Genomic DNA, 26,974 nt, shown 5'->3' on the forward strand with positions numbered 1-26,974 from the left:
CCAATCCCTTGACAAAAAATTTGTTTGTGAATGTGGAGTCATCCTACTAATTATCATTTATTCAATTGCTTAAAATAATATTTTTTATCACAAGCATCAACAAATGTTAAAAAATAAAATTTCAAGTTCGGCAAGAACTAGTTTCATAATTAGCTTCTTACTTTGAACATTAGCCATTATAGCATATTATAATCTTATTAGGCACTATCTCCAACTATACAGGTTGGACATTATGCTATTCAAATAAAATGTATTTCAAATAAAGATAACCTAACATTTAACTGATACGTTTGGAGTGTTTAATTTGAAGGAGCCACTTGCATATAGAATGCGCCCAAAAAGATTAGAGGACATTATTGGACAATCACATTTAGTCGCTGAAGGAAAAATTATTCATCGCATGGTAAAAGCGAAGCATTTGTCCTCAATGATCCTTTATGGTCCTCCTGGAATTGGAAAAACCTCGATTGCTACGGCAATTGCAGGCAGTACAGGGACAGCCTTTCGTAAACTTAACGCTGTTGTTAATAATAAAAAGGATATGGAGATTGTCGCTGAAGAAGCAAAAATGTCAGGAAAAGTAATTTTAATTTTAGATGAAGTCCATCGTTTAGATAAAGCAAAGCAAGATTTTTTGCTGCCATACCTTGAAAATGGGAAGATTATTTTGATTGGAGCGACAACAAGTAATCCATACCATGCAATTAATCCAGCAATTCGCAGCCGTTGTCAGATTTTTGAACTGCACTCTCTTGATGAAAAAGAGATTAAAAAAGCTCTTATTCGCGCAATTCACGATAAAGAAAACGGATTAGGCAAGCAAAAAATTGACGTAAAGGAAAACGCCTTACACCATTTAGCCGGAAGCTGTGGAGGAGATGTTCGCTCTGCACTAAACGCACTTGAATTAGCCGTACTATCTACCGAACCAAATTCAGAGGGAATCATTGAAATCACTGTTAAGATCGCTGAAGAATGCCTGCAAAAGAAAAGCTTTGTCCATGATAAGGATGGGGATGCTCATTATGACGTTCTCTCAGCCTTTCAGAAATCCATTAGAGGCTCTGATGTAAATGCAGCCTTACATTATTTAGGGAGACTCATTGAAGCAGGTGATCTTGTTAGTATTAATAGGAGACTGCTTGTGATCGCCTATGAAGATATTGGACTTGCTAATCCACAGGCAGGAAGTCGAACCTTGTCAGCCATTGAGGCTTCTGAGCGTTTAGGATTTCCTGAAGCAAGGATTCCTCTTGCAAATGCTGTCATTGAATTATGCTTATCCCCAAAATCAAATAGTGCTTATCAAGCATTGGACAGCGCTATTGCCGATATTAGAGCAGGGAAAACCGGTGATGTTCCTCTTCACTTAAAGGATGCACACTATAAAGGTGCAAAGGCATTAGGAAGAGGTGTTGACTATTTATACCCTCACGATTATGAAAACGGCTGGGTAAAACAGCAATACCTGCCAGACAAGCTAAAAAACAACGTTTATTATCATCCGAAAAAAACAGGAAAATTTGAATTAGCATTAAGCCAAATTTACGAAAAGCTCTTAAATCAACAAAGGAAGTAATGGGCTATTATTGATTAAAATAACTAAGTTGCATAATATCATGCTCTAGGTATGAACTAAGTACAAAAAGTAATACTTGCTTAAACGTTGAAAAAAGAGGCAGAATTGCCTCTTTTTTCAGTTTTCTCATTTATTTTCGTCTTTTACCCGAACGATTTTTATATCTTTTAATAATTCAGTTACTACATGTCCGCCCATGATTAAACCGGCAACAGATGGCACAAAAGCATTTGATGACGGAGGCATTTTAGCTTTGCGGATTGGTGCAGCATCATTCCCTACCTCTTTGCGCACTTCCTCCCGAATAACGATTGGACTTTCATCAGAGAAAACAACCTTTATCCCCTTATAGATTCCTTCCTTTCGTAGCCGCGTCCGGATTACCTTTGCAATTGGATCTGTATGTGTTTTTGAAATGTCTGCAACTTGAAATCTTGTTGGATCCATTTTATTTGCGGCACCCATACTTGAGATTATCGGAATTTTACGTTTTAAACATTCCTTCATCAAATGAATTTTATACGAAATCGTATCCGAAGCATCAATAACATAATCAATCTTATGCTCAAAAAACTGCTCATACGTTTCTTCTGTATAAAACATCTTAAGAGAAATCACTTCACAATCAGGGTTAATATCTTTTATTCTTGCCTCCATTAAATCGACCTTCGGCTGGCCGACTGTCGAAAGAAGCGCATGAAGTTGCCTGTTTACATTCGTAATATCAACGTCATCCTTATCCACAAGGATTAATTTCCCTACTCCGGATCTTGCGAGAGCCTCTGCTGAAAATGAACCAACGCCGCCAATTCCTAAAACAGCAACCGTACTATTCTTTAATATATCGAGTCCTTCTTTTCCTATCGCTAATTCATTACGTGAAAATTGATGTAGCAACTAACTCACTCCATTTACAATCCAATTATCTTGTCCATCATAATGACAGTATTTTTACCTGAAAAAGAATATACCATACATTGTTGGAAATGCAAGAGAATATTATCAAATAAAGAGGGCCGGACCCCCCAAACTTAATAGACAGTACAATCCGCACTATATATTAGTTTTCACTGAGGGGTCAGACCCTTACGTTTTTTATGTAGCAGTCCCAATCGTGCCGTTGCCGTTTCCCTTGTTTTGATCCCGCCCTTAGCAGGTGGGTGCTTTATTCCAGAGGTTTGTAAGTCCTCAAGGATCCGAGTTAGAGGCGTTTACGCTGTCCAGAAACACAAGCTCCCGTAGAAAAAATGTTAGGTCAAAACTAGGTGTACAACGTACACATCAGGACTTTTAACTGTTATTTTTAAAAATAATATCATATTGAGAATGCCTTTTCAAGTGCTTGACAAAGGCATTTCATGTTTTTAGTCAAGCACTTCCAGGTTTAATTCTTCAAGTTGTGCTTCACTTACAGCACCAGGTGCATTTGTTAATAAATCACTTGCACTTGCCGTTTTAGGGAATGCAATTGTATCCCTTAAGTTTGAACGACCAGCTAATAGCATCACAAGTCGATCCAACCCTAGTGCAATGCCGCCATGTGGAGGTGTACCGTATTCAAATGCATCTAATAAGAAACCAAACTGCTCTTTTGCCTCTTCTTCTGAGAAGCCTAACAGCTTAAACATTTTTTCCTGAATGTCTTTTTCAAAGATACGAATTGATCCTCCGCCAAGTTCATAACCATTAAGAACGATGTCATAAGCTTGTGCTTTCATACTTCCCGGGTCTGTTTCAAATAAAGGAAGGTCTTCCCTGGCCGGCATTGTGAATGGATGATGTGCCGCATAATAACGTTTAGTTGCCTCATCATATTCAAGCAATGGCCAATCAACTACCCAGAGGAAATTGAATTTGCTTTCATCAATTAATTGCAAATCCTTACCAAGTTTCAGACGAAGGGCACCTAAAGAATCTGCTACAACAGATTTTTTATCAGCAACAAATACAAGAATATCACCGACAGAGGCTTCCATGGTTGCGACTAATGCTTTTTGTTCTTCCTCCGTAAAAAATTTAATAATCGGTCCTTTAAGGCCATCTGCTTCAATTTTCAGCCAAGCCAATCCTTTTGCTCCATATGGCGCAACGAATTCGGCTAAAGCATCCATATCTTTTCTTGAGTATTTATCGGCAGCACCTTTGATGTTGATTGATTTAACTTGTCCGCCATTTGCGATTACACTGCTAAATACTTTTAAGCCGCAGTCTTTTACGATTTCTCCTACATCAACTAGCTCTAACCCAAAGCGTGTATCCGGCTTATCAGATCCAAAACGGCTCATTGCTTCATCATACGTCATTCTTTTAATTGGCAGGTCAATATCAATTCCTTTTGTTTCTTTCATTATTCTAGCGAGCATTTGCTCTGTCATTGACATAATATCATCTTGGCTCATAAATGAAGCTTCAATATCAATTTGCGTAAATTCAGGCTGACGATCTGCCCGTAAATCTTCATCACGGAAGCAGCGTGCAATTTGGTAGTATTTATCAAAGCCTGACACCATCAATAACTGTTTGAAAATTTGCGGTGATTGCGGCAATGCATAAAATTCACCTGGGTGAACACGGCTCGGTACTAAATAATCACGTGCTCCTTCTGGAGTACTCTTTGTTAAAATTGGTGTTTCAATATCCAAGAAGCCATTTTCATCTAAGAAATTGCGCATTGATTTTGTAACATTATGACGCATCTGAATCGTATTTAATAATCCAGGTCTTCTTAAATCCAAATAACGATATTTTAAACGAACATCTTCTGAAACCTCATCTGATTTATCTTCAATTAAAAATGGAGGGTTTTTTGCTTTATTTAAAATTGTAACCTTCTCAACAATCACTTCAATTTTTCCTGTAGGAATATTCGGATTGATTGTCTCTTCATCACGCTCAACAATTGTTCCGGTAATATCCAGCACATATTCACTTCGCACTTTCTCAGCGATCTCTAATGATTCAGCAGATATTTCAGGATTAAACACAATCTGAACAACACCTGTGCGATCGCGCAAATCGATAAAGATGACGCCCCCTAAATCACGTCTTTTTGCAACCCAACCCTTTAATACGACTTTTTCTCCAATAGCAGACTCCGGTACTTCACCACAATAATATGTACGTCCAAACATGGAATCCTCTCCTTTCATTTCAATCAAAATTGTTTTAAATATGTGATAAGCTCATCAATTGCAATCTCTTCCTGTGCACCTGTTTCCATATTTTTAACAGCTACAACATTTCGCTCAAGCTCGTCATCACCTAAAATGGCAACAAATTTAGCTTTATGACGATCTGCAGCCTTTAATTGAGCTTTTATTTTTTTATCTTCATAGTCTTTTTCAGCTTTTAAACCGGCTTTTCTCATGTCAAAAAGCAATGAAACTGCACGGTCCTTTGCTTGATCCCCCATCGTTACCATATAACAATCAATATTACTTGAAATCGGCAATGCAACATCTTCTGCATCAAGCGCAGCTAATAGTCGCTCAATACTTAGGGCAAACCCAATTCCAGGTGTTTCAGGTCCGCCAATTTCCTGTGTCAGGCCATTATAGCGGCCTCCCCCGCAAAGAGTTGTAATGGCTCCAAAACCTTCCGCATTGCTCATAATTTCAAAGGCAGTATGGTTATAATAGTCTAAACCTCTTACAAGACGCGGATCCACTTCAAAAGGAATTCCATTTGACGTCAAGTATTGTTGCACCTTATTAAAATATTGTTTAGACTCTTCGTTTAAAAACTCAAGAATAGATGGAGCAGTCTCCATTAATTCATGGTCACGATCCTTCTTGCAATCTAAAATCCGTAACGGATTTTGTTCTAAACGCTTTTGACAATCTGAACAAAATTCTCCGATTCTTGGCTGAAAATGTGCAATTAATGCTTCGCGATGAGCTTTACGGCTCTCACCATCACCTAAGCTATTTATAACAAGCTTGATGCTTTTTAAGCCAAGTGATTGATACAATGACATGGCAAGTGAGATCACTTCAGCATCAATGGCTGGATCATGGCTCCCTAATGCCTCTATGCCAAATTGGACAAATTGACGAAAACGGCCTGTTTGCGGACGCTCATATCGGAACATTGGCCCAATATAATATAGCTTTGTTGGTTGAGATGGGTTCGCATAAAGCTTTTTTTCCACGAATGCACGTACGGTCGATGCTGTGCCTTCAGGTCTTAATGTTATGCTCCTTCCTTTCCGATCTTCAAAGGTATACATTTCCTTTTGAACAATATCCGTACTCTCGCCAACGCCGCGTGCAAACAATTCTGTATGCTCAAAAATGGGCGTGCGGATTTCCTTGTACTGATATCTGCTGCATAGTTCACGCGCAGTATTTTCAATAAACTGCCACTTTTCTACTTCTCCAGGTAATATATCCTGAGTACCTCTAGGTATCTGAAATGACATTGTTCTCCTCCTTCTAAAAGCGGAAGCGCCTTGTTCAGCTCCAGACAAATAAGACGCTTTAGCTTCAATCGTTCTTAAACCAAAACAAAAAACTCCCATCCCTACAAATGTAGGGACGAGAGTTATACCCGTGGTTCCACCCTAGTTGAAATAGCGAAGACTATTCCCACTCAATCAGTTAACGCCTGCAACGTTCTTCCCCTACTAGACAAGCTGTTTTTCAGAGAGAAACCTAAGGAGTGTTTTTCAATAAGGCATCATGTAGAAATGCTTTCAGCCTAGGGCATTTCCTCTCTTTTCATGTGTAATCTTATTTACTGTTCTCCCTCACTGGTTCAAGGACTATGTATGATTTCAAATTATATCTTATTCTACGAATGTTTAATACTCAATGTCAAGATCGATTTAAATGTTTTTTTAGATTTCTAACTTCTTGTAAGGAAATTCCGAATTCTGAGGCTAACTCAATTGAGGAATTGTTTTGTTCCTTTACCATAAAATCATGAAAATCAACACCAAAAACATCACGCTGTGCATGGCATACATTTCCTTTTTCACTATTTCTCACCATTCTACATCCTTTCTAAAAAAATCTCCGATAAGGGATTTTACCCTTAGAACGTATTATTATCTTTTCCTTTTTTGCAGAATTTATTTCAACTTTAAAAAGGATTGCCGATATTAGTAGAGAAGTGATTAATAGCAGCTAGAAAAAGGAGGTTTCATTTTTGTTTCGCAAATACTGCACCATGTACATCTGTTTTACACTTCTATTTATTGCCTCATTTGCAAAGACCGTTACATTAACTGCTGCCAATGAACAAGTCACCATAAATGTCGATCACGTAAATGTTCGGAGCGGAGCAGGGCTAACATCATCCATTATTGCTAAGGTGAAAAAAGGACAAACATTTGATGTCGTGGAAAAAAAGAATGATTGGATAAAAATCGAATTATCAAGGAATGAAACAGGCTGGGTTGCTTCATGGCTGGTGAAGGAGAAAAGCAGCAGCACGTCTTCAAATTCGTCGGTTTCAAATGGAAATGTTATATCAAACGCAACAAGCTTACGAATCCGATCTGGCCCCGGTACTTCGTTTAGCGTGATTGGGGTGTTTGATAAGGGAAAAACAGCTCAATACCTTGAGAAAAGTGGTCGTTGGATAAAAATTTCCTACTCTGGCAAGTCAGGATGGGTTGCTGGATGGCATATCTCAAAAACAACAAATACATCGGCCGCAACAGTTAATCCATCTACTAATAGTAAGCATGTTAAAATTATCTATAACGGCACTAATATACGTTCTGGCGCATCCACTGGCCATTCCATTGTAAAGAGAGCAAATGCTGGGGAAACTTATACCCTTTTGGATACCGTTGGCAACTGGTATAAAATCAACCTTGAAAATGATAAAATCGGCTATATTGCTGGCTGGGTAGTTGAAACAAGCGGGATTAACTCCCCTGTTACAAAACCTGGCTCAGGACTGTATGTAAAAAATAAAACAATTGTAATCGACCCTGGACACGGCGGGCAAGACAGCGGAGCAGTTGGAACAAGGGGCACCTTAGAAAAAAACATAACATTAGTAACAGCTAAATTAGTTTATAACAAGCTAAGATCCGCCGGGGCAAATGTATTTTTAACTCGTACGAATGATACATATATTAGTTTACAATCACGAGTCAGCACTTCTCATTATCGCAATGCCGATGCATTTATAAGTCTTCATTATGATAGCACCTCTGACAGGAGTGCAAGTGGAACCACAACCTATTATTACAATTCATTAAAAGATTCTCCACTTGCAGCCCGTTTGAATAGTAGTATCGCACAACAATCAAATTTAAGGGATCGCGGACTTAAATTCGGAAATTTTCATGTCCTAAGAGAAAATAAAGCCGCAGCAGCATTAGTAGAGCTTGGCTTCTTAAGTAACCGTACTGAGGAATTAACGATCAATACATCAAATTATCAGGAACGCATATCACAGGGGATTTTTAATGGTCTCGCTTTGTACTTCAAATAATTCAACAAAAAAAGGCCTGTCTTAAAACAAAAGAATCAGCCCTCTTCAACACTTTAACCGGATTCTTATAACAAGAAAATTCCGTATTGTTTATTGGAGGGCAGTCCCTTTAAGACAGCCCTTTTTTATTTACTCTCCAAGATCAAAGTCACAGGTCCAACATTGGTAAATTGAACATCCATCATGGCACCGAATGTTCCTGTCTCCACTTGCAGCCCTTTTTCTCTTAATTTAGAATTGAACATTTCATACAAGTAATTTGCAAAATCTGGTTTTGCCGCATTCATATAATTTGGACGTCTTCCCTTTCGGCAATCACCATACAAGGTAAATTGAGATACAGATAAGACCTGTCCATTTAGATCCAATAAAGAATGATTCATCTTCCCATCTGCATCTTCAAAAATTCTTAAATTCGCGACTTTCTCTGCAAGGTACTCAGCATCTTTTTCGGTATCATCATGTGTAATACCAACTAACACCATTACACCTTCATCAATTTGGCCAACTACGTTATCTTCCACTGTTACTTTTGCATCTTTTGCTCGTTGAATAACTACTTTCACAATTAAACCTGCCTTAATTCATCATTCTTCGTACTGAATAAATATCAGAAATTTGCTTAATACGTTCGACCACTTTTTGTAAATGATTAATGTTTGAAATCGAAATTGCCATATTAATGGTTGCAACCTTGTTTCGGTCAGATTTTCCAGACACTGATGAGATATCTGTTTTCGTCTCATTCACTGCCTGTAGTACTTCATTAAGGAGACCACGACGGTCATAGCCTAATATTTCAATTTCAACATTATATTCTTTTCTGCTTGAGGATGGTTGGTTTTCCCATTCAACATCAATGAGGCGCTCTTTCGCATCCTCAGTATGAACATTTGTACAATCAGCGCGGTGAACAGAAACTCCTCGACCTTTTGTAATAAAGCCGACAATGTCATCACCAGGTACTGGATTACAGCATTTTGATAACCTGATGAGCAAATTATCAATTCCTTTAACTTGCACACCAGCATCTCGTTTTTTCCTTGAGGCTGATGATCTTACTTGTTTTGCTTCATTTATAACCTCTTGAATATTTTTTTCCTGTTCCTCCTGATCGCGTTTTTTTCGCCATTTTTCTGTTAAGCGATTTGCGACCTGTAAAGCTGTAACCCCATTATATCCAACAGCTGCATACATATCCTCTTCATTTGCAAAATTGAATTTTTCAGCCACTCTTTGTAAATTATCATCAGTCATGACTTCTTTCACATCGAAATCAAGATTTTTAATTTCCTTCTCAACCATTTCCCGGCCTTTTTCAACATTTTCTTCACGACGCTGCTTCTTGAAAAACTGGCGGATTTTATTTTTCGCTTGAGAAGTTTGAGCCAGCTTCAACCAATCCTGACTTGGACCATAGGAATGCTTTGAGGTTAAAATCTCAATAATGTCCCCTGTTTTTAGCTTATAATCCAATGTCACCATTTTTCCATTAATTTTTGCACCGATCGTTTTATTTCCTATTTCGGAATGAATACGATATGCAAAGTCAATTGGAACAGAGCCTGAAGGTAATTCAATCACATCTCCTTTAGGTGTGAAAACAAAAACCATATCTGAAAAGAGATCGATTTTTAGAGATTCCATAAACTCCTCAGCATTTGTTACTTCATTTTGGAATTCTAAAATCTCTCTAAACCAGGAAAGCTTTTTATCTAATGTTGTTTTTTCATCAACCTCTTTGCCTTCCTTATATGCCCAGTGTGCGGCAATCCCGTATTCTGCAATTTGATGCATTTCAAATGTACGAATTTGTACCTCTAACGGATCACCTTTTGGGCCAATAACCGTTGTATGAAGCGATTGATACATATTAGGCTTAGGCATTGCAATATAATCTTTAAAACGGCCCGGCATCGGCTTCCAGCATGTATGGATAATCCCTAATACAGCATAGCAATCTTTAATACTATTAACGACAATCCGTACCGCTAACAGGTCGTAAATTTCATTAAACTGTTTATTTTGGAGTACCATTTTCCGGTAAATACTGTAGATGTGCTTCGGTCTGCCGGAAAATTCCGCCTCAATATTAACCTCATCGACACGATGGCGAACCTCGTCAATTACTTGATCTAAGTATTCCAGACGTTCCTGGCGCTTCTTTTTCATCAAATTTACGATTCGATAATATTGTTGCGGATTTAAATAGCGTAATGACGTATCCTCTAACTCCCACTTGATTTTCGAGATCCCCAACCGATGTGCGAGCGGTGCAAAAATTTCTAATGTTTCATTGGAAATACGTCTTTGCTTCTCTTGTGGTAAGTGCTTTAAGGTTCTCATATTATGAAGACGGTCTGCGAGCTTAATTAAAATTACCCGGATATCTTGAGCCATTGCAACAAACATTTTTCGATGGTTTTCAGCCTGCTGCTCTTCCTTGGATTTATATTTAATTTTTCCGAGCTTTGTTACGCCATCAACAAGCATGGCTACTTCATCATTAAATGCTTCACGAAGGTCATCAAGGGTTACATCGGTATCCTCCACAACATCATGTAAGAAGCCACCCGCAATGGTAGATGGGTCCATCTCCAAATCTACCAAGATTCCCGCTACTTGAATTGGGTGGATAATATAGGGTTCACCTGATTTTCTAAATTGTTCTCGATGGGCTTCTTCCGCAAAGTTATAGGCACGTTGGATAAAAGCGGTATCGTCTGCTGACAAATATCGCCGTGCCTTTTCAATTACTTGCTCTGAAGATAGTACTTGTTCATTTGCCATGGAATCACCTTTTTATAATGAAAACTTTGATAGGACCCAGAAAAAACGAATACTATTCGTCTTTTGCATTGGATCAAAATACTACGATCTATATAAACAATCATTCTTTCCATCATTAGAAGTTTTACTATATTGTAACTATTATCAATAAAAAACGAAAAGATGTAAAGAAGATTCACTCTTTTTAAGCTGTCAATTACTGGTTTGTTTTAAATTAAGATCATCATATCCTGTGTTTGGAAATTCTAGAAGCGAAAGTATCATGTTGAGTAATTGAATTTATAAGTGGAATAAAGACATTCATCTGTACACGATAAAAAAATTTTGTAAAAAAAGCACCCAATCGAGTGCTTCTTTTTTAAAATTGCATTAATGTTAACACATCATAGCCATCAAGCAATTTACGACCATCTAAGTAAGTTAATTCAATTAAGAAAGCAATCCCTGCGACAACACCGCCAAGCTCTTCAACAAGCTTGATTGTAGCTTCGATTGTACCTCCAGTTGCAAGCAGGTCATCTGTTATTAATACACGTTGGCCTGGTTTAATTGCATCCTTATGGATCGTTAATACATCTTTCCCATATTCAAGGCCATATTCTACGCGAACAACCTCTCGTGGTAATTTCCCTTCCTTACGAACCGGAGCAAACCCGCAGCCTAATGAGTAGGCAACAGGACAGCCAATAATGAAACCGCGCGCTTCAGGGCCTACTACAATATCAATTTGTTTTTCACGAGCATATTGAACGATTTGGTCTGTCGCATATTTATACGCCTCACCGTTATCCATTAGTGTTGTAATATCCTTAAATTGGATACCTGGTTTTGGATAATCAGGTACGACTGTTACGAATTGCTTTAAATCCATTTTTTCTTTGTCCTCCTTATACATTTACAAGAACTTCTGATGATTGAAATCGATCTTCAAACCATTGTTTCAGTTGACTGTAAGATGTATATAATAACGTTTTTTCTAATTCAATTTGCCTTTGTTTTTTTGCATATGTTTCCGACTCAGCTAAATCTCTTTTTTGAGATGCAGGATTTGTCGAAATAACACCATTTTCTATTGTAACAAATTCTAGCTCAAAAAACACCTGTGACATAAACTCAATTGTTTCTTTTGACCAGCCTTTATGCTGAGCAAGCTTTTCACCCAATTCCTTAACATTAAATGTACCTCTTTTCATTAAAAAGGCATAGTACCATTTAAAATGCTCTCTAGTTGGTATGGTGGCAAAGAAGTGGTCTGCTTCCTGTTGGAATACAGTATAGATACGGTCTGGTTTTCCTTGTGTAAAGAGGAAATCAAGATGATCTAATGACGACGGTATATCCAATATTACAAGATGCTTATTATTAACATTTAGTTCCTGTGCATGTGCTGCCGATTCCACATAGGCTATATTCTTTTCATAACCTTTTTGCTTTAATTTCTCATATTGTGATGCTTGATAGGTTATAATTATGGTGTTTTCTACTGTACATACTGTCTTTAATAGTTTATCAACATTACGAGTTCCTCGAAAATCAAAAAGCTGCCAACAATTTACTTTTACATCGTGGAGCATTAATTGAGGCTTTCTTATATTGTTCCACTCATTTATCGAAAGTTCACCAATTGCTGATAATGTTACAGTTGGAGATAGTTCATCATAAATATATCCGAGTCCAAAGCCAACACTAGCAAGTTGATGTTCCTCTTGCTCAAAAACAAGCTTCAAATGGTTTTGCTCTGCCCCAATTTTTCGACTATTTGCTAATATGACATTTTCTACTTGAATTACCGGCTTAGGATTATCCATACCAAATGGAGCAAGAAGCTGCATTTCTTCGATAGACTTAACTGAAATATCTTCTAATTTGCAACACACATCTACTTTTTTAATTGGTGTGAAATCCTCTTCGGTTAATTGAGTTTTAGCGATATTTATTAGTCTTGTTCTTAACACATCGACATTTTCAAGCTCAAGCGTCATCCCCGCAGCCATCGGATGTCCTCCGAAATGGGGCAAAATATCTCGGCATGTTGAGAGACTTTCAAATAAATCAAACCCAACAATGCTTCTTGCCGAGCCTTTTGCTATTCCTTTTTCTTGATCAACACTCAAGACAATTGTCGGACGATAATAGTGCTCAACAAGCCTTGATGCTACAATTCCTACAACACCCGGATTCCAGCCTTCCTTTGCAATGACAAGAACAGGGTTTTCCGCAATTGGGAACCTTGTTTCAACTTCATCAATTGCCTCTTCAGTCATTAAATTTACAAGCTTTTGCCGTTCTTTATTTAATAAATCAATTTCTTTAGCAATTTCAAATGCTTCTTCAGCATCTTCTGTCATTAATAAGTGAACGGCTGGGTCGGCATCCTGTAAACGGCCTACTGCATTAATTCTAGGCGCTAAGGCAAAACCTATCGTCTCTTCATTAATCTCAGCGCAATTCACATTTGCAACTTTTAACAAAGCTTTTAATCCTGTACGACTCGTTGTTTTCAGTTGCTTAATACCTGTTTTGGATATTAATCGATTTTCACCATGAAGTGTTACTAAGTCAGCAATTGTACCAATTGCTGCAATCTCTAATAAATCAGAAGGGACTTCACCTAGGAGGGCATGACTCAGTTTAAACGCCACTCCAACACCTGCCAATTCCTTAAATGGGTAAGGGCATTCTGGCTGTTTAGGATGGATGATAGCCAGTGCATCCGGCAAAACAGGACCTGGTTCATGATGATCTGTAATAATCAGATCCACCCCAAGCTCTTTGGCAACCTCTGCTTCATGGACAGCAGCTATCCCGGTATCTACTGTAATAATAAGTGAAAAGCCATTGATATGGGCTTGTCTGAAAGCGGCTTCATTCGGTCCGTATCCTTCAGTAAAGCGATTAGGAATATAAAATTCGACTTGTGCACCTAATTTTCGTAAAGTAGTTAATAAGACTGTCGTGCTGCTAACACCATCCGCGTCATAATCACCATAGATTAATATGTGTTCATTGTTTTCAATTGCTGTCTTGATTCGAATAACAGCTTTTTCCATATCTTTTAATAAAAAAGGATCATGAAAAGCCTGTTGCTCTATTTTTAGAAATTCACGTGCTTGTTCAATTGAAGTGATCCCGCGGTTAACAAGAAGTGATGCAACAAGTGGTGTGATTGATAAGCTTTCTGTTAATAATTTGATCAAGGATTCATCAGATGGCTGTACAACCCATCTCGTTTTTGCCTTTAACATAGTTTCACCCCTCAACCATCCCATTATACTAGAGTGGTCAAGGGGTTTCAATTTATGGATTATCCCGTATTGCAGTTCATTCTTATTAATGAACTATATATTATTGTTCTGCCAGTCCTTTTTCATGCCGCCCTTCCTCATCTTCGATTCCAGGTAAACCTTGCACCTTTTCTTTTAATGCCTCAAGCTCATTCATTAATATGGTCTTTTCTTTTTCAGCTAGCTTTAATTTCCGCTGAAGTGTTAAGATACGAATTATGCCGGTAGAGGCAATGATAAATCCTCCCATTAATACAGAACCAAGAATGATCAGAACAAGCGGCCATTCAGCCGTTCCAAACAAATAATCAACTTTAACTGGGTCAACGTTTATGACAGCAAAAAGCGCAACAATTAACGCAAAAATAATAGCCAATAAGATGCTCCATTGACGCTTCATCAACTCACCCCCTTCATTTATGGCGAATATGGGTTTACATGAACGAACACATTTTGAACATTGTCATGCTCACGCATTAATGTTTGTTTCACTAATTTACCGATCTTATGTCCCTCTTCGACCGTGATGTGGGGATCAACTGAAATTTTTATGTCAACAATGACATAGTGACCATGCTCCCTCGCATGGAGTTGATCAATTTTTTTAATTTGGGTGATGTTGGTGACTGTTTCTTTTAACCCCACTATATCTTCTTCATGCAATACATGGTCAAGCGTTGTATGAATTGACTCTGCACCGAGCTTCCAAGCCAGTTTTAAAACAAGAATCGAGACAAATAACCCGGCAACAGGATCTGCATATACCAGCCAATCAAGTCCAAATCTAGGTCCGAAAATCGCAGCACCGATACCTGCCAATGCAGCTATAGAAGAATAAACATCTGATCGATGGTCATGCGCATTTGCAATAATCGCATCACTTTTTATTCTTTTACCCAGCTTAAAGGTATAGCGAAACATCCATTCTTTTACAATGATCGCTATTAACATTGCAAAAATAGCAAAAAGCTTTGGTGGTACAATCTCTGCAAAAAATGCCTCAAAAGAGGATTTCCCAATTTCAAATCCAACTAAAAATAATAGAACAGCGACGATGATTGCCGCAATTGATTCCGCTTTCCCGTGCCCATAAGGATGGTCTTCATCAGGAGGCTGTTTAGCTGCCCGAACACCGACAAACACAGCTAAAGACCCTGCAACATCTGAAGCTGAGTGAACAGCATCTGCAATTAAAGCACGACTATCCGATAGGATACCAATCACTCCTTTTATGATGGCTAATATAATATTCCCAGCCATCCCTACCATTGCAGCAAATTCCGCTTGCTTAAAGCGATCTTTTTCCGTCATGTTTTCACCTCGTTTTCAGATAAACTTAGTGTATCCAACTATTCACAATAAATAAGGGTCAGCCCCTCTCTCTGTAACGAATAAAGCAATTACAAAGAGGGACTGACCCTTATTATGTTTCTATTTTATAGTTGCAGTTCTTCACTTACATTTGCTGCAACTTCTTTTTTCTTATTAAGCTGCTTGCCTTTCCATATCAGCCAGAGCTGTGCAGCAATGAATAGGGATGAATACGTTCCACAAATAAGTCCGACTAAAAGCGCAATCGAGAAGTTTGTAATGGAGGAGCTTCCATAAATCAACAGGACGACTACGGCAATTACAACGGTCAGCACTGTATTAATCGATCGGGTAAAGGTTTGTTGAAGACTTCGATTTACTATAAACTCCAAGTCCTTAATCGTTTTTACCTTTACTTTTTTCTGCAGTTCACGTATACGGTCAAACGTTACAATTGTATCGTTTATTGAATAACCGACGATGGTTAATACCGCAGCAATAAATGTGATATCAACTTCTAAACGAGTAATGCTAAAGAATGCAATGATAAAGAAAGCATCATGGAGCAAGGCTACAATCGAAGCAAGACCCATATAAAACTCGAATCGGAAAGCAACATAAACGATAATCCCTAATGATGAGATTAGAACACCGAGCAAGGCATTTTGTGCAAGCTCTTTCCCGACTGTCGGAGAGACAGTACTCACATTCGGTTCTGAACCATACTTTTCTTTAAAGTGGCCTTTAACCTCAGCGATCTGCTCTGCATCTAAAACCCCAATTAATCGGGCAACACCAATCTCATTTTCCACACCTGATAGTACGACATCATTGAATTCAAGATCAAGCTTTTCCAGTTCAGTTGTCATTTCTTCTGATGTTAAGGTTTTACCAGCAAGCACTTCAATCCGTGTTCCACTCGCAAAATCAATCCCTAGGTTAAGTCTAAATATTAATATAAAGAAGATTCCTACTATGACTGCAAGGGTTGAAAACACGAAAAATAATTTACGATGTTTTAAGAAATTGACGTTATCGAAATTAGTCGGAGCAGTTGGATGATCATCCGTTTTCTCGATACTTAGGATATCCGCTTTCTTAACGCCAAAATAGCTTTTTTTCTTATCAAGCCATCGGCTTTCCACTAGGAGACCAAGCAGTATTCTTGATAAAAAAACAGCTGTTATAAAACTTACCACAATACTAAGAATTAACATTGTGGCAAATCCTTTTACAGAACTAGTGCCGAAGAAAAATAGAACTCCACCTGCAAGAATGGTTGTAATATTCGCATCAAAAATGGTGGCAAATGACCGTCTTGAGCCTGCTTTAAACGCTGAGCGAACTGTTCGTCCAAGCTTCAGTTCTTCTTTAATTCGTTCATAAGTAATGATATTGGCATCTACAGCCATACCTACTCCTAAAATAAGAGCTGCAATTCCAGGCAGTGTTAACACCCCATTCATCCAGTCATACACCTGAAGAATGAGATATATATAAGCTGATAAGGTTATAACGGCAATGAGTCCAGGCAAACGATAAAAAACTAGCATAAATAAGAAGATGACGGATATTCCAACTATTCCCGCAAGCACTGTTTGATCTAACGCCTGTTCACCAAATTGGGCACCAACTGATGTGGAATAAAGCTCATCTAATTTTACTGGAAGCGACCCGGCATTTAATAAATTAGCCAGATCCTTCGCTTCTTGTATCGTAAAATCTCCGGTAATCGTTACGTCAGTTTGGTTGAATACTTGCTCGACATTCGGCGCAGAGATAAATTTAGGATCAGCCTTTGTCACTTCCTCCTGAAAAGAATTGCCTTCTTCATAATCAAGCCATATGACTAATTGATTATATGGTTTATTTTGAACGATTTCTTCTGTTACCTCTTTAAATTTTGAAGCGTCCTTTAGCTTAATTGCAACGTTAGGCTTACCATTTTCATCGAAGGACTGACTTGCCCCGCCCTCTACTAGATCTGAACCATTTAACATTTCCTTGTCTTGGTAATCACGAAAGGTTAATTCCGCTTGAGTAGAGAGAATTTCTCGTGCTTTATTCTGGTCATTTACACCGGCAAGCTGCACACGAATCCGGTCATTGCCCTCAATTTGGATATTCGGTTCACTAACTCCCAAAACATTCGCACGTTTTTGAAGTGCATTCACCGTACTGACAAGGACATCTCTTGTGATTTTATCCCCTTCATTTGCCGGCTTCACCTCATATAATACTTCGAAGCCGCCTTGTAAATCCAAACCTAAAATCATATTGTTTGTAACCCTGTTTGTATTTAGACCAATTAAACTTCCCACAACAAGGACAAGTAGAAAAAAAGCAATTATGCGCCCGCGCTTGGCCATTAAGTATCCTCCTTAAGATCTAATAAAAATTATGTATAGAAATTATACTAAATAAGATTTTTTAATAGATCTTTGCCTTCTTCACTTTCAAACCAGCTCCCTGATTTATACGATTCTATTGTTGCATAATTCATGAAATCTCCAATTTTTAATGCTAATACATCTCTGACAATCTCGTGCACTGAAAGCTCAGGGGATTTTTTCCATTTTTTATTTTTTAAGAATGCCCAAAGCTTTTCTTCTGAAACATCTTCATAGCCTAGTAGAGTAAATTCTTCGAGCTTGCTTACAATCGCAGGTTTAACATGGTCTCTTAACTGATCGATAGGCTGCTTGTCCATTTAATCCTCTCCCTTATCTTTTAAAAGTTTTCCTTATTTATAATTTGTTAAAAATTGTAAATCATCATAATTAGGAACAATCTAACGAGAACTTGTCATGCTTGGCCCAATGCTGAGCATATAGTAATTGTATATGATATCACGTTATTTGAGAAGGCAGGGAGAGACATGTCAAAGCAAACGTTTCTTCGCGGAACGCTAATTTTAATTTTAGCAGGGTTCATTACACGAGTTCTAGGATTTATTAATCGAATTGTCGTAGCACGTTTTATCGGTGAAGAAGGAGTCGGCTTGTATATGATGGCTGTTCCGACACTTGTTCTAGTCATTACAATTACACAACTTGGCCTACCTGTTGCCATTTCAAAGCTTGTTGCTGAAGCTGAGGCCCAGGGCGATCAAAAAAGAATTAAGAAAATTCTCGTTGTGTCCTTGGCAATTACAGGGACGTTAAGTATTCTCTTTACCCCGGCAATGGTTTTCCTTGCGCCCTTTTTAGCTGAAGAATTACTAACCGATGACCGCACAAAATGGCCGCTTTTTGCCATTGCTCCTGTTGTACCGATTGTGGCAATCTCATCGGTAATTCGGGGCTATTTTCAAGGCAAACAAAACATGCGTCCAGCTGCAGCCTCTCAAGTATTAGAGCAAGTTGTAAGAATCTCCTTAGTCGCTCTGTTCACAAGTGCATTTTTACCATATGGGATTGAATATGCAGCTGCTGGAGCCATGATCTCCGCTGTAATTGGAGAACTTGTTTCTTTAATCTATTTAGCAGCAATGTTCAAGGTAAAAAAGAAAATGAAAATACGCCGAAATTTTTTCAAATCTGTTCAAAATGGGAAGGAAACCTTCCAACAATTAATGGGAATTGCTTTACCTACTACAGGAAGCAGATTAATTGGTAATGTTTCATGGTTTTTTGAACCAATTGTTGTTGCAAATAGCTTAGCCATTGCAGGTGTTGCTACAGTAGTCGCAACAAAACAATATGGGGGTCTGACAGGGTATGCCCTCCCATTGTTGACACTGCCTTCTTTTATCACATATTCCCTGTCCACCTCATTAGTTCCTGCTATAAGCGAAGCAATGGCACAAAATAAACCAAAGCTTGTTGAACACCGGCTTCAGCAGGCAATCCGTTTATCAATTGTAAGCGGTGGATTGGCTAGTGTGGTTTTATATGTTTTTGCTGAACCATTAATGGTTGTCATGTACGGCAATAGTCGATCGGCCATCTTTGTACAAGTGATGGCACCGTTTTTCATTTTCCAATATTTCCAAGGTCCGCTGCAGGCTGTGTTGCAAGCATTGGATTTAGCCAAAGCCGCTATGATAAATAGTTTAATAGGTGCTGCAATTAAAACAGCATTAATTTTTCTATTAGCAACTAGACCATCCCTTGGAATTATGGGAGTTGCTTTGGCGATTGTAATTGGGATGGTGCTCGTCACTTTATTACATTTTGCTACAGTATTAAAGGTCGTCCCATTTACAATTTATATTAGAGATTATGTAAAGAGTGGGTTAACGATGGTCATTTCGGGAATTGTCGGTTATTTCTTCTATGAAAATCTAGTCGCAGACAGCGCTATGGTCATACGCTTAATTACTGCAATAGGTGTAACCAGCATGATTTACTGTTTCTTACTCTTGATGTTTAATCTCGTTAAAAAAGAGGAACTGAATCGAATCCCTTATATCGGAGGGTATTTGTCGAACATTATTCCAATAAAGTGAGACATCTATCAATGGGATTTTACTTACCATTCCAATGAAATAACATATGCGACTTATTAAGTGTGAAGGGACTGTATCAAAGTGCAGTCCTTTTTTAGTTGATAAAGCAACTAGCTGACTAGCGAGCCTAAAAAGGTGAAGACAAAGGCCTACCCTCACTTTACATTTAAAGTTGGCCACTACCTCCAATTATCTTCCTCAGTGAAAGAAAAAAGAGGAGATTCAGTTCATAGCGCCACATCTCTTCCTTCTTCCAACATATTTATCTTTGTTCATCCTTCAAATCAATAAAAAAGATTCCTTTTCCAAAAGAGCAAAAAGAAATTTTCTTTATGTCATCATATCCTAATTGACGAAGCTGTTGTCTAAGCCATAAATTATTTTTGTTAATGGCTGCTAAATTCTCTTCTTGAATTCGGCCATCAATGATAAGGGGGACCTGCAGCCCTGGTTGTTCTTTTTTATTGCTTTCTTTTTCTATCACTGACAGTTTTCCAGAGGATTCTAAAATGGCAAATTCCACATCTGCCAAATTATTAATGTCTTTTTGACGAAGATGTGTCATTAAATCATCAAAGTTATACCGTTGAGATCTCATTGCTTGTTCATCGACCTTGCCGCGATCAATGATTATAGTCGGTTTTCCATCCAGAAGATGGCGAATTTTCCTGCTTTTTAGTGAAAGAAAGGCCAAGAAAATTTGAATTATCATTAAAAGTAGCATAGGCATAATTGTATGTATTAATGAATCTTGATGATTTTCAATCGCTGTCACTGCCATTTCCGCTATCATAAGGAAGACAACTAAATCAAAGATGCTTAATTCTCCAATTTCTCGCTTACCCATTACACGAAAAATGAACACCATCAAAAAGTAAAGAAGAATGGTTCGTGCCACAATGGTTACATATACTTCCATTTGATGGCCTCCTTTTACCTGCATTGCTTTCTACTAGTTTGGACGTCAGCATTAGATTTATGTAGGAAAAAACAGTTATTTTGAAAAAAATAAACAAATTTCATATATGATAAAAATCCAATAAAATATTTATATTCTATTTTTTTCTCTAGTGAATATTCTGTAATAAGACGAGCAGAAACAAGCTTGAACTTGTTTATAGGAGGAAAGGGGGAATTTATATTGGAAACAAAAAAATGGGGAAAAGCAGTCCTTTATGGCCTTGTCACCATTTTTATCATCGCATTAGCAACGAGCTTAGTTTTTTCTTTGTTATTAAAATTTACAAGCCTTAAGGAATCTTCTATCACCTGGCTGCTAGTAGGTCTTTCCGTTTTAGCATTGTTTATTGGCGGCTTTGTAGCTGGGGGAAATGGAAAGGAGAAAGGCTGGCTGGTTGGCGGCATAACAGCCCTATTATACTCCCTTATTATTTTTCTTTTTAAATTTTTGGGATACGGCCTAATTTTCAATATGGAAGACTTCATGTACCATGGCGGTTTCTTACTAGCTGCAATGATCGGTGGGGTGTTTGGCGTTAATATGACTTCCTCGAGAGCGAAATAATAAGCTTTTAGTGTTTCTTATTTGAACACCCTTTTTTATTATTAGAAATGAAAAAGGCTGTCCTAAAACCAGGGTAAATACCCTTTTTGAACAGCCTTTTTTGATTATGTACCTATTAACCTTTTACAACTTCACGTACTGAGCGACGATCGAAGGTCATACGAGTCCCATCACCAACTTTTAAAACAATCTTATCTTCGTCAATTGAATCTAAGATCCCGTGAAGTCCGCCAATTGTAATGATTTTATCACCTTTTTGCAGACTGCTTTGCATTTCACGAACCGCTTTTTGCTGTTTTTGCTGCGGTCGGATAAGCAAGAAATAAAAAATCGCAAACATTAGAACCAATGGTAAAATCGTTCCTAGCATTTCCATTATATATCACCCCTTTCAAGTGAGCTTAAAAGTTTTTCGCATTCGGTTTATTAAAACCGTATTGTTCAAAAAATTCATCGCGGAAATCGCCTAAACGATCTTCACGGATTGCTTGCCTTACTTTCTCCATTAAGTTTACCAGAAAATACAGATTATGATAAGATGTTAATCTTAATCCTAGCGTTTCTTCACTCTTGATTAAATGACGTATGTAGGCACGTGAATAATTTTGACATGTATAACAATCACAATGTTCATCAAGTGGTCTGAAATCTCTAGCAAATTTGGCATTTTTCACTACCAATCGCCCTTCGCTCGTCATTAATGTTCCATTACGGGCAATTCGGGTCGGGAGCACACAGTCAAACATATCAATGCCTCGAATTGCTCCATCAATGAGCGAGTCTGGTGAACCTACTCCCATTAAATAACGCGGCTTGTTTGCCGGCATAAGCGGTGTGGTAAACTCAAGCACACGGTTCATGACATCCTTCGGTTCTCCAACAGATAAACCGCCAACAGCATATCCTGGAAAATCCAGTGAAACCAAATCATTAGCACTTTGCTTGCGTAATTCCTCATATTCTCCACCTTGGATAATACCAAATAATCCTTGTTCTTCTGGCCTACTATGAGCTTTTAAACAACGTTCAGCCCATCGGCTTGTTCTTTCCACAGACTTTTTCATATAGTCATATTCAGCAGGATATGGCGGACATTCATCAAAAGCCATCATAATGTCAGAGCCTAGATCATTCTGTATCTGCATGGCTTTTTCTGGAGAAAGAAACAACTTATCCCCATTTAAATGATTGCGGAAATGGACTCCCTCTTCTTCTATTCTACGAAAGTCACTTAAACTAAAAACTTGGAATCCGCCTGAGTCAGTTAAAATAGCCCGATCCCAGTTCATAAACTTATGCAGCCCCCCGGCTTCCTTTACAATCTCATTACCGGGACGCAGCCATAAATGATAGGTGTTGCTTAAAATAATTCCCGCCCCCATTTGCTTTAACTCTTCAGGAGACATTGTTTTTACAGTTGCTAGTGTGCCGACTGGCATAAACACAGGTGTTTCAAAGCTTCCATGTGGTGTATGCACCATCCCAAGCCTTGCTCCTGTCTGTTTACATGTTTTAATTAATTCGTAACGAATCGGTGAATTTGACACCACATTTCCTCCTTATTCGAAAAGCACTAGCGCCTTAATTAGCCCTTAAAAAGCATAATACGGTCATGAATTGAATGAGTTCTTTGCCTTCAATTCAAGAGTGGCTAGACGCTGGAGCTAACACTAAAACTAAGTACAATTATGCAATATACACTCTTTTCTTATGAAATCTTCCTAGTAACGATACTAAAGCTAAATTTCAGCCAACGTTAAATAATAAGCATTGCATCGCCAAAGCTAAAGAAGCGATATTTTTCTTTTACTGCTGTTTCATAAGCATTCATGACATATTCTCTTGATGCTAAAGCACTGACAAGCATAATTAAAGAAGATTTAGGAAGGTGGAAATTTGTGATCATTCCATCAATACCTTTAAATTCATAGCCTGGATAAATAAAAATATTTGTCCAGCCACTTTCTGGAGCAAACTTTCCATCATGCTTGGACGCAATTGTCTCAAGTGTTCTTGTCGATGTTGTCCCAACAGAAATGATTCTGCCGCCATTAGATCGGACCTCATTTAACAGAGTTGCAGTGCCGTCTGTTACTTGATAGAACTCGGCATGCATTTCATGCTCTTCAACTGAGTCCGCACTTACCGGACGGAACGTACCTAAGCCGACATGAAGTGTAATAAATGCAATATGAACGCCTTTATCCTTAAGCTGCTCAAGAATTTCTTCCGTAAAGTGCAGACCTGCAGTTGGGGCTGCAGCAGATCCAATTTCACGAGAAAACACCGTTTGGTATCTTTCACGATCATCTAATTGTTCTTTTATGTATGGAGGCAGCGGCATCTCCCCTAAAGAATCAAGAATCTCATAAAAGATCCCCTCATAGTCGAATTGCAGCAAGCGGCCGCCATGGTCACTTGTTCCCACACAAGTAGCTTTTAAGTTACCTGAACCAAATGTGATCACCGTGCCTTCCTTTACCCTTTTCGCCGGCTTAACCAGCGTTTCCCAAACATCGTCCTCTTGCTGCTTTAACAATAAGATTTCAATGCTTGCGCCCGTATCCTCTTTGACACCAAAAAGTCTTGCCGGCATGACTCTTGTATTATTCAATACTAAGCAATCACCAGGATGAAAATAATCAATGATGGACTTAAACGTTTGATGCTCAATTTCACCTGTTTCCTTTTGCAGAACCATTAACCTTGATGCATCCCTTTCCTTTAAAGGAACTTGTGCAATCAAATCTTCTGGCAGATAAAAATCAAATAAATCTACTTTCAACACATTCACCTAATTTCTATAATCACTTACATTATTTGAATCGACCTAAAAACGAAAATATCAATGATAAAACAATACTAATGACAATACATGTAACAATCGGGAAAAAGAAGGTTGTATTCCCCTTCTTAAACACGATATCTCCTGGAAGCTTTCCAATAAATTGCATAAAAAAACCTACAACTAATAGAATACCACCAATTATCATCATTAATTTAGGAAAATCAGTCATTTTTCGGAACCTCCATTTGAAAATGACGGTAGACCAGATCTGTTACAATTCTTCCTCGCGGAGTTCGTTGGAGAAATCCGATTTGCAGCAAATATGGCTCATAAACATCTTCAATTGTATGTGACTCTTCTCCTATTGTTGCCGAAATTGTATCAATTCCAACCGGACCGCCTCTGAATTTTTCAATGATCCCTAAAAGCAGCTTATGATCGATATGATCCAATCCCAATTTATCTACTTGAAGCTTTTCCAAAGCCCCTACTGCTAATTCGTTTGTGATCGTCTCGTTACCTATTACTTGAGCAAAATCCCTTACTCTCCTTAACAAACGATTCGCGATCCGCGGGGTGCCCCGAGATCTTCTTGCCATTTCTATCGCACCATCATATTCAATACCAATTCCTAAGATATCTGCTGTCCGTTCAATAATATGTGCAAGTTGTTTTTCATTATAATATTCCAATCTGCTTAATACGCCAAAGCGGTCTCTAAGCGGAGCGGTTAATAAACCCACCCTTGTCGTTGCCCCGATAAGTGTGAAAGGCGGAAGATCTAAACGAACAGACCTAGCTGATGAACCTTTCCCAATGACAATATCAAGACAAAAATCCTCCATTGCTGGATACAGCACTTCTTCGATCGAACGATGTAAACGATGAATTTCATCAATAAACAATACATCTCCTGGCTCTAGCGCTGTTAGAACTGCGGCTAAATCACCAGGTCTTTCAATTGCCGGCCCTGATGTTGTTCGAATATTAACTCCCATTTCATTGGCAATTATCGTTGCTAATGTGGTTTTTCCCAATCCAGGGGGACCATATAAAAGAACATGATCCAATGTTTCACCGCGCATTTTAGCTGCTTCAATGAACACCTTTAAGTTTTCTTTTACCTTGTCTTGTCCAATGTATTGCGCTAAATTCTGCGGCCTTAAGCTTTGTTCTATAAAAGTTTCTCCAGAATCTGCTTCACTGGAAACTAGGCGTTCTTCCATGTTTATCACCTTACTTCAATAGCTTTTGCAATGCTTTTTTTACATATTGATCTGTTGTCAAATTCTCTTCCTGTAAGGACGGAACAACTTTTTTAATTTCACGTTCAGCATAGCCTAAAACCTTTAATGCTTCAATCGCTTCATTTATTGCATGGTTGGCTGCATGTTTTACTTCCATTACTTCATGTGTAAATAAATCTGGTGCATATAGTGCAGCAACATCTCCCAGCTTTCCTTTTAAATCTAAAATAATTTGCCGAGCAGTTTTCTTCCCTACACCAGGGAACTTTACTAAAAATGTATCATTTTCATTTTCTATTGCTTCAATAACCTGGGAAGGATTACCAGAGGCAAGGATTGCCAATGCACCCTTTGGACCTATTCCTGTTACATTAAGCAGCTTCATAAACAGAGCTTTTTCTTCTCTTGTTTGAAAACCATATAAAGCCAATACATCTTCACGTACATGCTGATATGTATAAATAATTATTTCTTCTTGTCTGCTTTTTCGATAACTAAACGGATTTGGAGTATGGATTTGATATCCTAAACCATGATGATCAATGACAATATACTCAGGGGTTATATGATCAACATACCCTTTAATAAATTCAATCAACATATTCACCTCTTCTGCGACTGTACCCCATTGTATCAAAAAAATCCGCTAATCAGAAGAATTTTTGATGACACTGAAACAGATTCCGTACAATTGTTCTATATCTATCTTACCACTAATAGCCTCTAGATGGTAATTTTCAGATAACTGAAAAAAGCTAACTTAAAAGATATTCATCTTTAAGCTAGCTTTCCTTATTTCTTTTCCGTTTTTGAATAGGCTTCATATGTTTTTAACACTTCTAAAAATTGATCTTTAGAATGAATTCGAATACCTTGGATTAATTCGTCGTGCTTGCGGCTTTCGAGCTTTTTAACATCTATTTGAAAGAAAGATTGAATAACTTCCTTTGTTTCAGGCTTTCCATTAAATATTGATAATACCCCATCCCCATCAATTCCAAAGTATCCATTCGTTTTTAACAATGGCGAAATATCATCAACCTTTCGTTGAAGAACAATCCTTTCTTTACTTTGATCAATTAACTGCCAGCTATCATATGCAGCCCAAAAATCTTCCATCGAGAGAATGGTTTCATTTGTTACTTCTTCACTTAATTCTCCATCTAAGTAAACCCGTTGCAAAACCACTTTTACCGTTAACGGCTCATCACCTATTTTTTCGAAAGCTATTACTTGGTTACCGTTTGGATACAATCCGAACATAAAAATCAAACTGCAAACGGTAAGGATGCGACTTAGATGAAACGTTCTCATCAATCTCACCTCGATCATTAAATTCTTCAAAAGCCTACTATCATTTGAATCTAATCTGGTTCTGTTCAATTATATTGTGACCAATAATAGAAGTTTTAACCAACTTATCATCTAAATTACGCAATCCAAAACCTTCCACAACATCTGATAAGCTTTAAACTCTAGAAATAATAGAGAATAACACTTTTAAATATTCATTTCTTCCATAGGCTATTTCATTACGCTTCCTTTACTTA

Annotated in this window: 24 protein-coding genes, 1 other RNA gene and 1 other annotated feature; of the genes, 4 read left to right on the forward strand and 21 right to left on the reverse strand. The window is 38.0% G+C overall.

The window, feature by feature from the left end:
• The first annotated feature begins 328 nt into the window (after positions 1-328).
• A complete protein-coding gene (locus ACSVDH_RS20390) occupies positions 329-1,579 on the forward strand; it encodes a replication-associated recombination protein A (protein ID WP_439250309.1) in 1,251 nt (416 codons plus the stop codon).
• Between the two features lie 126 nt (positions 1,580-1,705).
• Here ACSVDH_RS20390 and ACSVDH_RS20395 read toward each other — a convergent pair whose 3' ends face one another.
• The 5 genes from ACSVDH_RS20395 to ACSVDH_RS20415 all read right to left on the reverse strand — a co-directional run bounded on the left by ACSVDH_RS20395 (position 1,706) and on the right by ACSVDH_RS20415 (position 6,567).
• Positions 1,706-2,476: a tRNA threonylcarbamoyladenosine dehydratase gene (locus ACSVDH_RS20395; RefSeq protein ID WP_299087634.1), complete on the reverse strand. Its 771-nt coding sequence runs from the start codon at positions 2,474-2,476 to the stop codon at positions 1,706-1,708.
• A gap of 204 nt (positions 2,477-2,680) precedes the next feature.
• Positions 2,681-2,870: non-coding RNA, 6S RNA (gene ssrS, locus ACSVDH_RS20400), on the reverse strand.
• Between the two features lie 73 nt (positions 2,871-2,943).
• Positions 2,944-4,710, reverse strand: a complete 1,767-nt coding sequence (gene aspS, locus ACSVDH_RS20405) for an aspartate--tRNA ligase (RefSeq protein WP_439250005.1) — start codon at positions 4,708-4,710, stop codon at positions 2,944-2,946.
• A gap of 23 nt (positions 4,711-4,733) precedes the next feature.
• Positions 4,734-5,999 (reverse strand): histidine--tRNA ligase, encoded by a 1,266-nt coding sequence (gene hisS, locus ACSVDH_RS20410; protein ID WP_439250004.1) that lies wholly within the window; start codon positions 5,997-5,999, stop codon positions 4,734-4,736.
• Between the two features lie 108 nt (positions 6,000-6,107).
• Positions 6,108-6,339: a binding site (T-box leader), on the reverse strand.
• 54 nt (positions 6,340-6,393) lie between these two features.
• Positions 6,394-6,567, reverse strand: coding sequence for a hypothetical protein (locus ACSVDH_RS20415; protein WP_439250003.1), 174 nt, complete (start codon positions 6,565-6,567; stop codon positions 6,394-6,396).
• A gap of 160 nt (positions 6,568-6,727) precedes the next feature.
• On the opposite strand from ACSVDH_RS20415, the gene ACSVDH_RS20420 reads away from it, so the two are divergent.
• Positions 6,728-8,029 (forward strand): N-acetylmuramoyl-L-alanine amidase family protein, encoded by a 1,302-nt coding sequence (locus ACSVDH_RS20420; protein ID WP_439250002.1) that lies wholly within the window; start codon positions 6,728-6,730, stop codon positions 8,027-8,029.
• Between the two features lie 125 nt (positions 8,030-8,154).
• Here the strand turns inward: ACSVDH_RS20420 and dtd are convergent, their stop codons facing one another.
• The 8 genes from dtd to ACSVDH_RS20460 all read right to left on the reverse strand — a co-directional run bounded on the left by dtd (position 8,155) and on the right by ACSVDH_RS20460 (position 18,124).
• Positions 8,155-8,595, reverse strand: coding sequence for a D-aminoacyl-tRNA deacylase (dtd, locus tag ACSVDH_RS20425; RefSeq protein WP_439250001.1), 441 nt, complete (start codon positions 8,593-8,595; stop codon positions 8,155-8,157).
• A 13-nt stretch (positions 8,596-8,608) separates the two neighbouring features.
• Entirely contained in the window at positions 8,609-10,819 is a 2,211-nt protein-coding gene (locus ACSVDH_RS20430; RefSeq protein ID WP_299087622.1) for a RelA/SpoT family protein, read from the reverse strand.
• A 358-nt stretch (positions 10,820-11,177) separates the two neighbouring features.
• Positions 11,178-11,690 carry an adenine phosphoribosyltransferase gene (locus ACSVDH_RS20435; RefSeq protein ID WP_299087618.1) on the reverse strand — a complete coding sequence of 171 codons (513 nt, stop codon included), beginning with the start codon at positions 11,688-11,690 and terminating at the stop codon, positions 11,178-11,180.
• Between the two features lie 16 nt (positions 11,691-11,706).
• Positions 11,707-14,064 carry a single-stranded-DNA-specific exonuclease RecJ gene (recJ, locus tag ACSVDH_RS20440; protein WP_439249999.1) on the reverse strand — a complete coding sequence of 786 codons (2,358 nt, stop codon included), beginning with the start codon at positions 14,062-14,064 and terminating at the stop codon, positions 11,707-11,709.
• Between the two features lie 100 nt (positions 14,065-14,164).
• Positions 14,165-14,503 carry a LapA family protein gene (locus ACSVDH_RS20445; RefSeq protein ID WP_299087615.1) on the reverse strand — a complete coding sequence of 113 codons (339 nt, stop codon included), beginning with the start codon at positions 14,501-14,503 and terminating at the stop codon, positions 14,165-14,167.
• A 17-nt stretch (positions 14,504-14,520) separates the two neighbouring features.
• The gene (locus ACSVDH_RS20450) at positions 14,521-15,414 is read right to left on the reverse strand and encodes a cation diffusion facilitator family transporter (protein ID WP_299087613.1); all 894 of its coding nucleotides are present in this window, start codon (positions 15,412-15,414) and stop codon (positions 14,521-14,523) included.
• Positions 15,415-15,539: 125 nt separating this feature from the next.
• Positions 15,540-17,783 carry a protein translocase subunit SecDF gene (gene secDF, locus ACSVDH_RS20455; RefSeq protein ID WP_439249996.1) on the reverse strand — a complete coding sequence of 748 codons (2,244 nt, stop codon included), beginning with the start codon at positions 17,781-17,783 and terminating at the stop codon, positions 15,540-15,542.
• A 47-nt stretch (positions 17,784-17,830) separates the two neighbouring features.
• Positions 17,831-18,124 carry a post-transcriptional regulator gene (locus ACSVDH_RS20460; protein ID WP_299087609.1) on the reverse strand — a complete coding sequence of 98 codons (294 nt, stop codon included), beginning with the start codon at positions 18,122-18,124 and terminating at the stop codon, positions 17,831-17,833.
• A 168-nt stretch (positions 18,125-18,292) separates the two neighbouring features.
• On the opposite strand from ACSVDH_RS20460, the gene spoVB reads away from it, so the two are divergent.
• Positions 18,293-19,864 (forward strand): stage V sporulation protein B, encoded by a 1,572-nt coding sequence (gene spoVB, locus ACSVDH_RS20465; protein WP_439249994.1) that lies wholly within the window; start codon positions 18,293-18,295, stop codon positions 19,862-19,864.
• Positions 19,865-20,126: 262 nt separating this feature from the next.
• On the opposite strand, the gene ACSVDH_RS20470 is transcribed toward spoVB, so the two are convergent.
• Positions 20,127-20,783, reverse strand: a complete 657-nt coding sequence (locus ACSVDH_RS20470) for a DUF421 domain-containing protein (protein WP_299087605.1) — start codon at positions 20,781-20,783, stop codon at positions 20,127-20,129.
• Between the two features lie 222 nt (positions 20,784-21,005).
• Here ACSVDH_RS20470 and ACSVDH_RS20475 point away from each other — a divergent pair, with 222 nt between their 5' ends.
• Entirely contained in the window at positions 21,006-21,389 is a 384-nt protein-coding gene (locus ACSVDH_RS20475) for a TIGR04086 family membrane protein (protein WP_439249992.1), read from the forward strand.
• 115 nt (positions 21,390-21,504) lie between these two features.
• On the opposite strand, the gene yajC is transcribed toward ACSVDH_RS20475, so the two are convergent.
• From yajC to ACSVDH_RS20510, 7 genes are all read right to left on the reverse strand, one after another.
• Positions 21,505-21,765: a preprotein translocase subunit YajC gene (gene yajC, locus ACSVDH_RS20480; RefSeq protein ID WP_299087603.1), complete on the reverse strand. Its 261-nt coding sequence runs from the start codon at positions 21,763-21,765 to the stop codon at positions 21,505-21,507.
• 25 nt (positions 21,766-21,790) lie between these two features.
• Positions 21,791-22,936: a tRNA guanosine(34) transglycosylase Tgt gene (tgt, locus tag ACSVDH_RS20485; protein WP_439249989.1), complete on the reverse strand. Its 1,146-nt coding sequence runs from the start codon at positions 22,934-22,936 to the stop codon at positions 21,791-21,793.
• A gap of 209 nt (positions 22,937-23,145) precedes the next feature.
• Positions 23,146-24,174 (reverse strand): tRNA preQ1(34) S-adenosylmethionine ribosyltransferase-isomerase QueA, encoded by a 1,029-nt coding sequence (gene queA, locus ACSVDH_RS20490; RefSeq protein WP_439249987.1) that lies wholly within the window; start codon positions 24,172-24,174, stop codon positions 23,146-23,148.
• 31 nt (positions 24,175-24,205) lie between these two features.
• Positions 24,206-24,406, reverse strand: coding sequence for a DUF2905 domain-containing protein (locus ACSVDH_RS20495; protein WP_299087597.1), 201 nt, complete (start codon positions 24,404-24,406; stop codon positions 24,206-24,208).
• The gene (gene ruvB / locus ACSVDH_RS20500; protein WP_299087595.1) at positions 24,399-25,403 is read right to left on the reverse strand and encodes a Holliday junction branch migration DNA helicase RuvB; all 1,005 of its coding nucleotides are present in this window, start codon (positions 25,401-25,403) and stop codon (positions 24,399-24,401) included. Before ruvB ends, ACSVDH_RS20495 begins: the two co-directional genes overlap by 8 nt.
• A 10-nt stretch (positions 25,404-25,413) precedes the next feature.
• On the reverse strand, positions 25,414-26,022 hold the full coding sequence (gene ruvA / locus ACSVDH_RS20505; RefSeq protein ID WP_299087593.1) for a Holliday junction branch migration protein RuvA: 609 nt from the start codon (positions 26,020-26,022) through the stop codon (positions 25,414-25,416).
• Between the two features lie 194 nt (positions 26,023-26,216).
• Positions 26,217-26,738, reverse strand: a complete 522-nt coding sequence (locus ACSVDH_RS20510) for an intercompartmental signaling factor BofC (protein WP_299091663.1) — start codon at positions 26,736-26,738, stop codon at positions 26,217-26,219.
• Positions 26,739-26,974: the final 236 nt, after the last annotated feature.

Origin of the sequence: Metabacillus sp. Hm71, assembly GCF_051842955.2 — a bacterium.
Classification (GTDB): Bacteria; Bacillota; Bacilli; order Bacillales; family Bacillaceae; genus Metabacillus.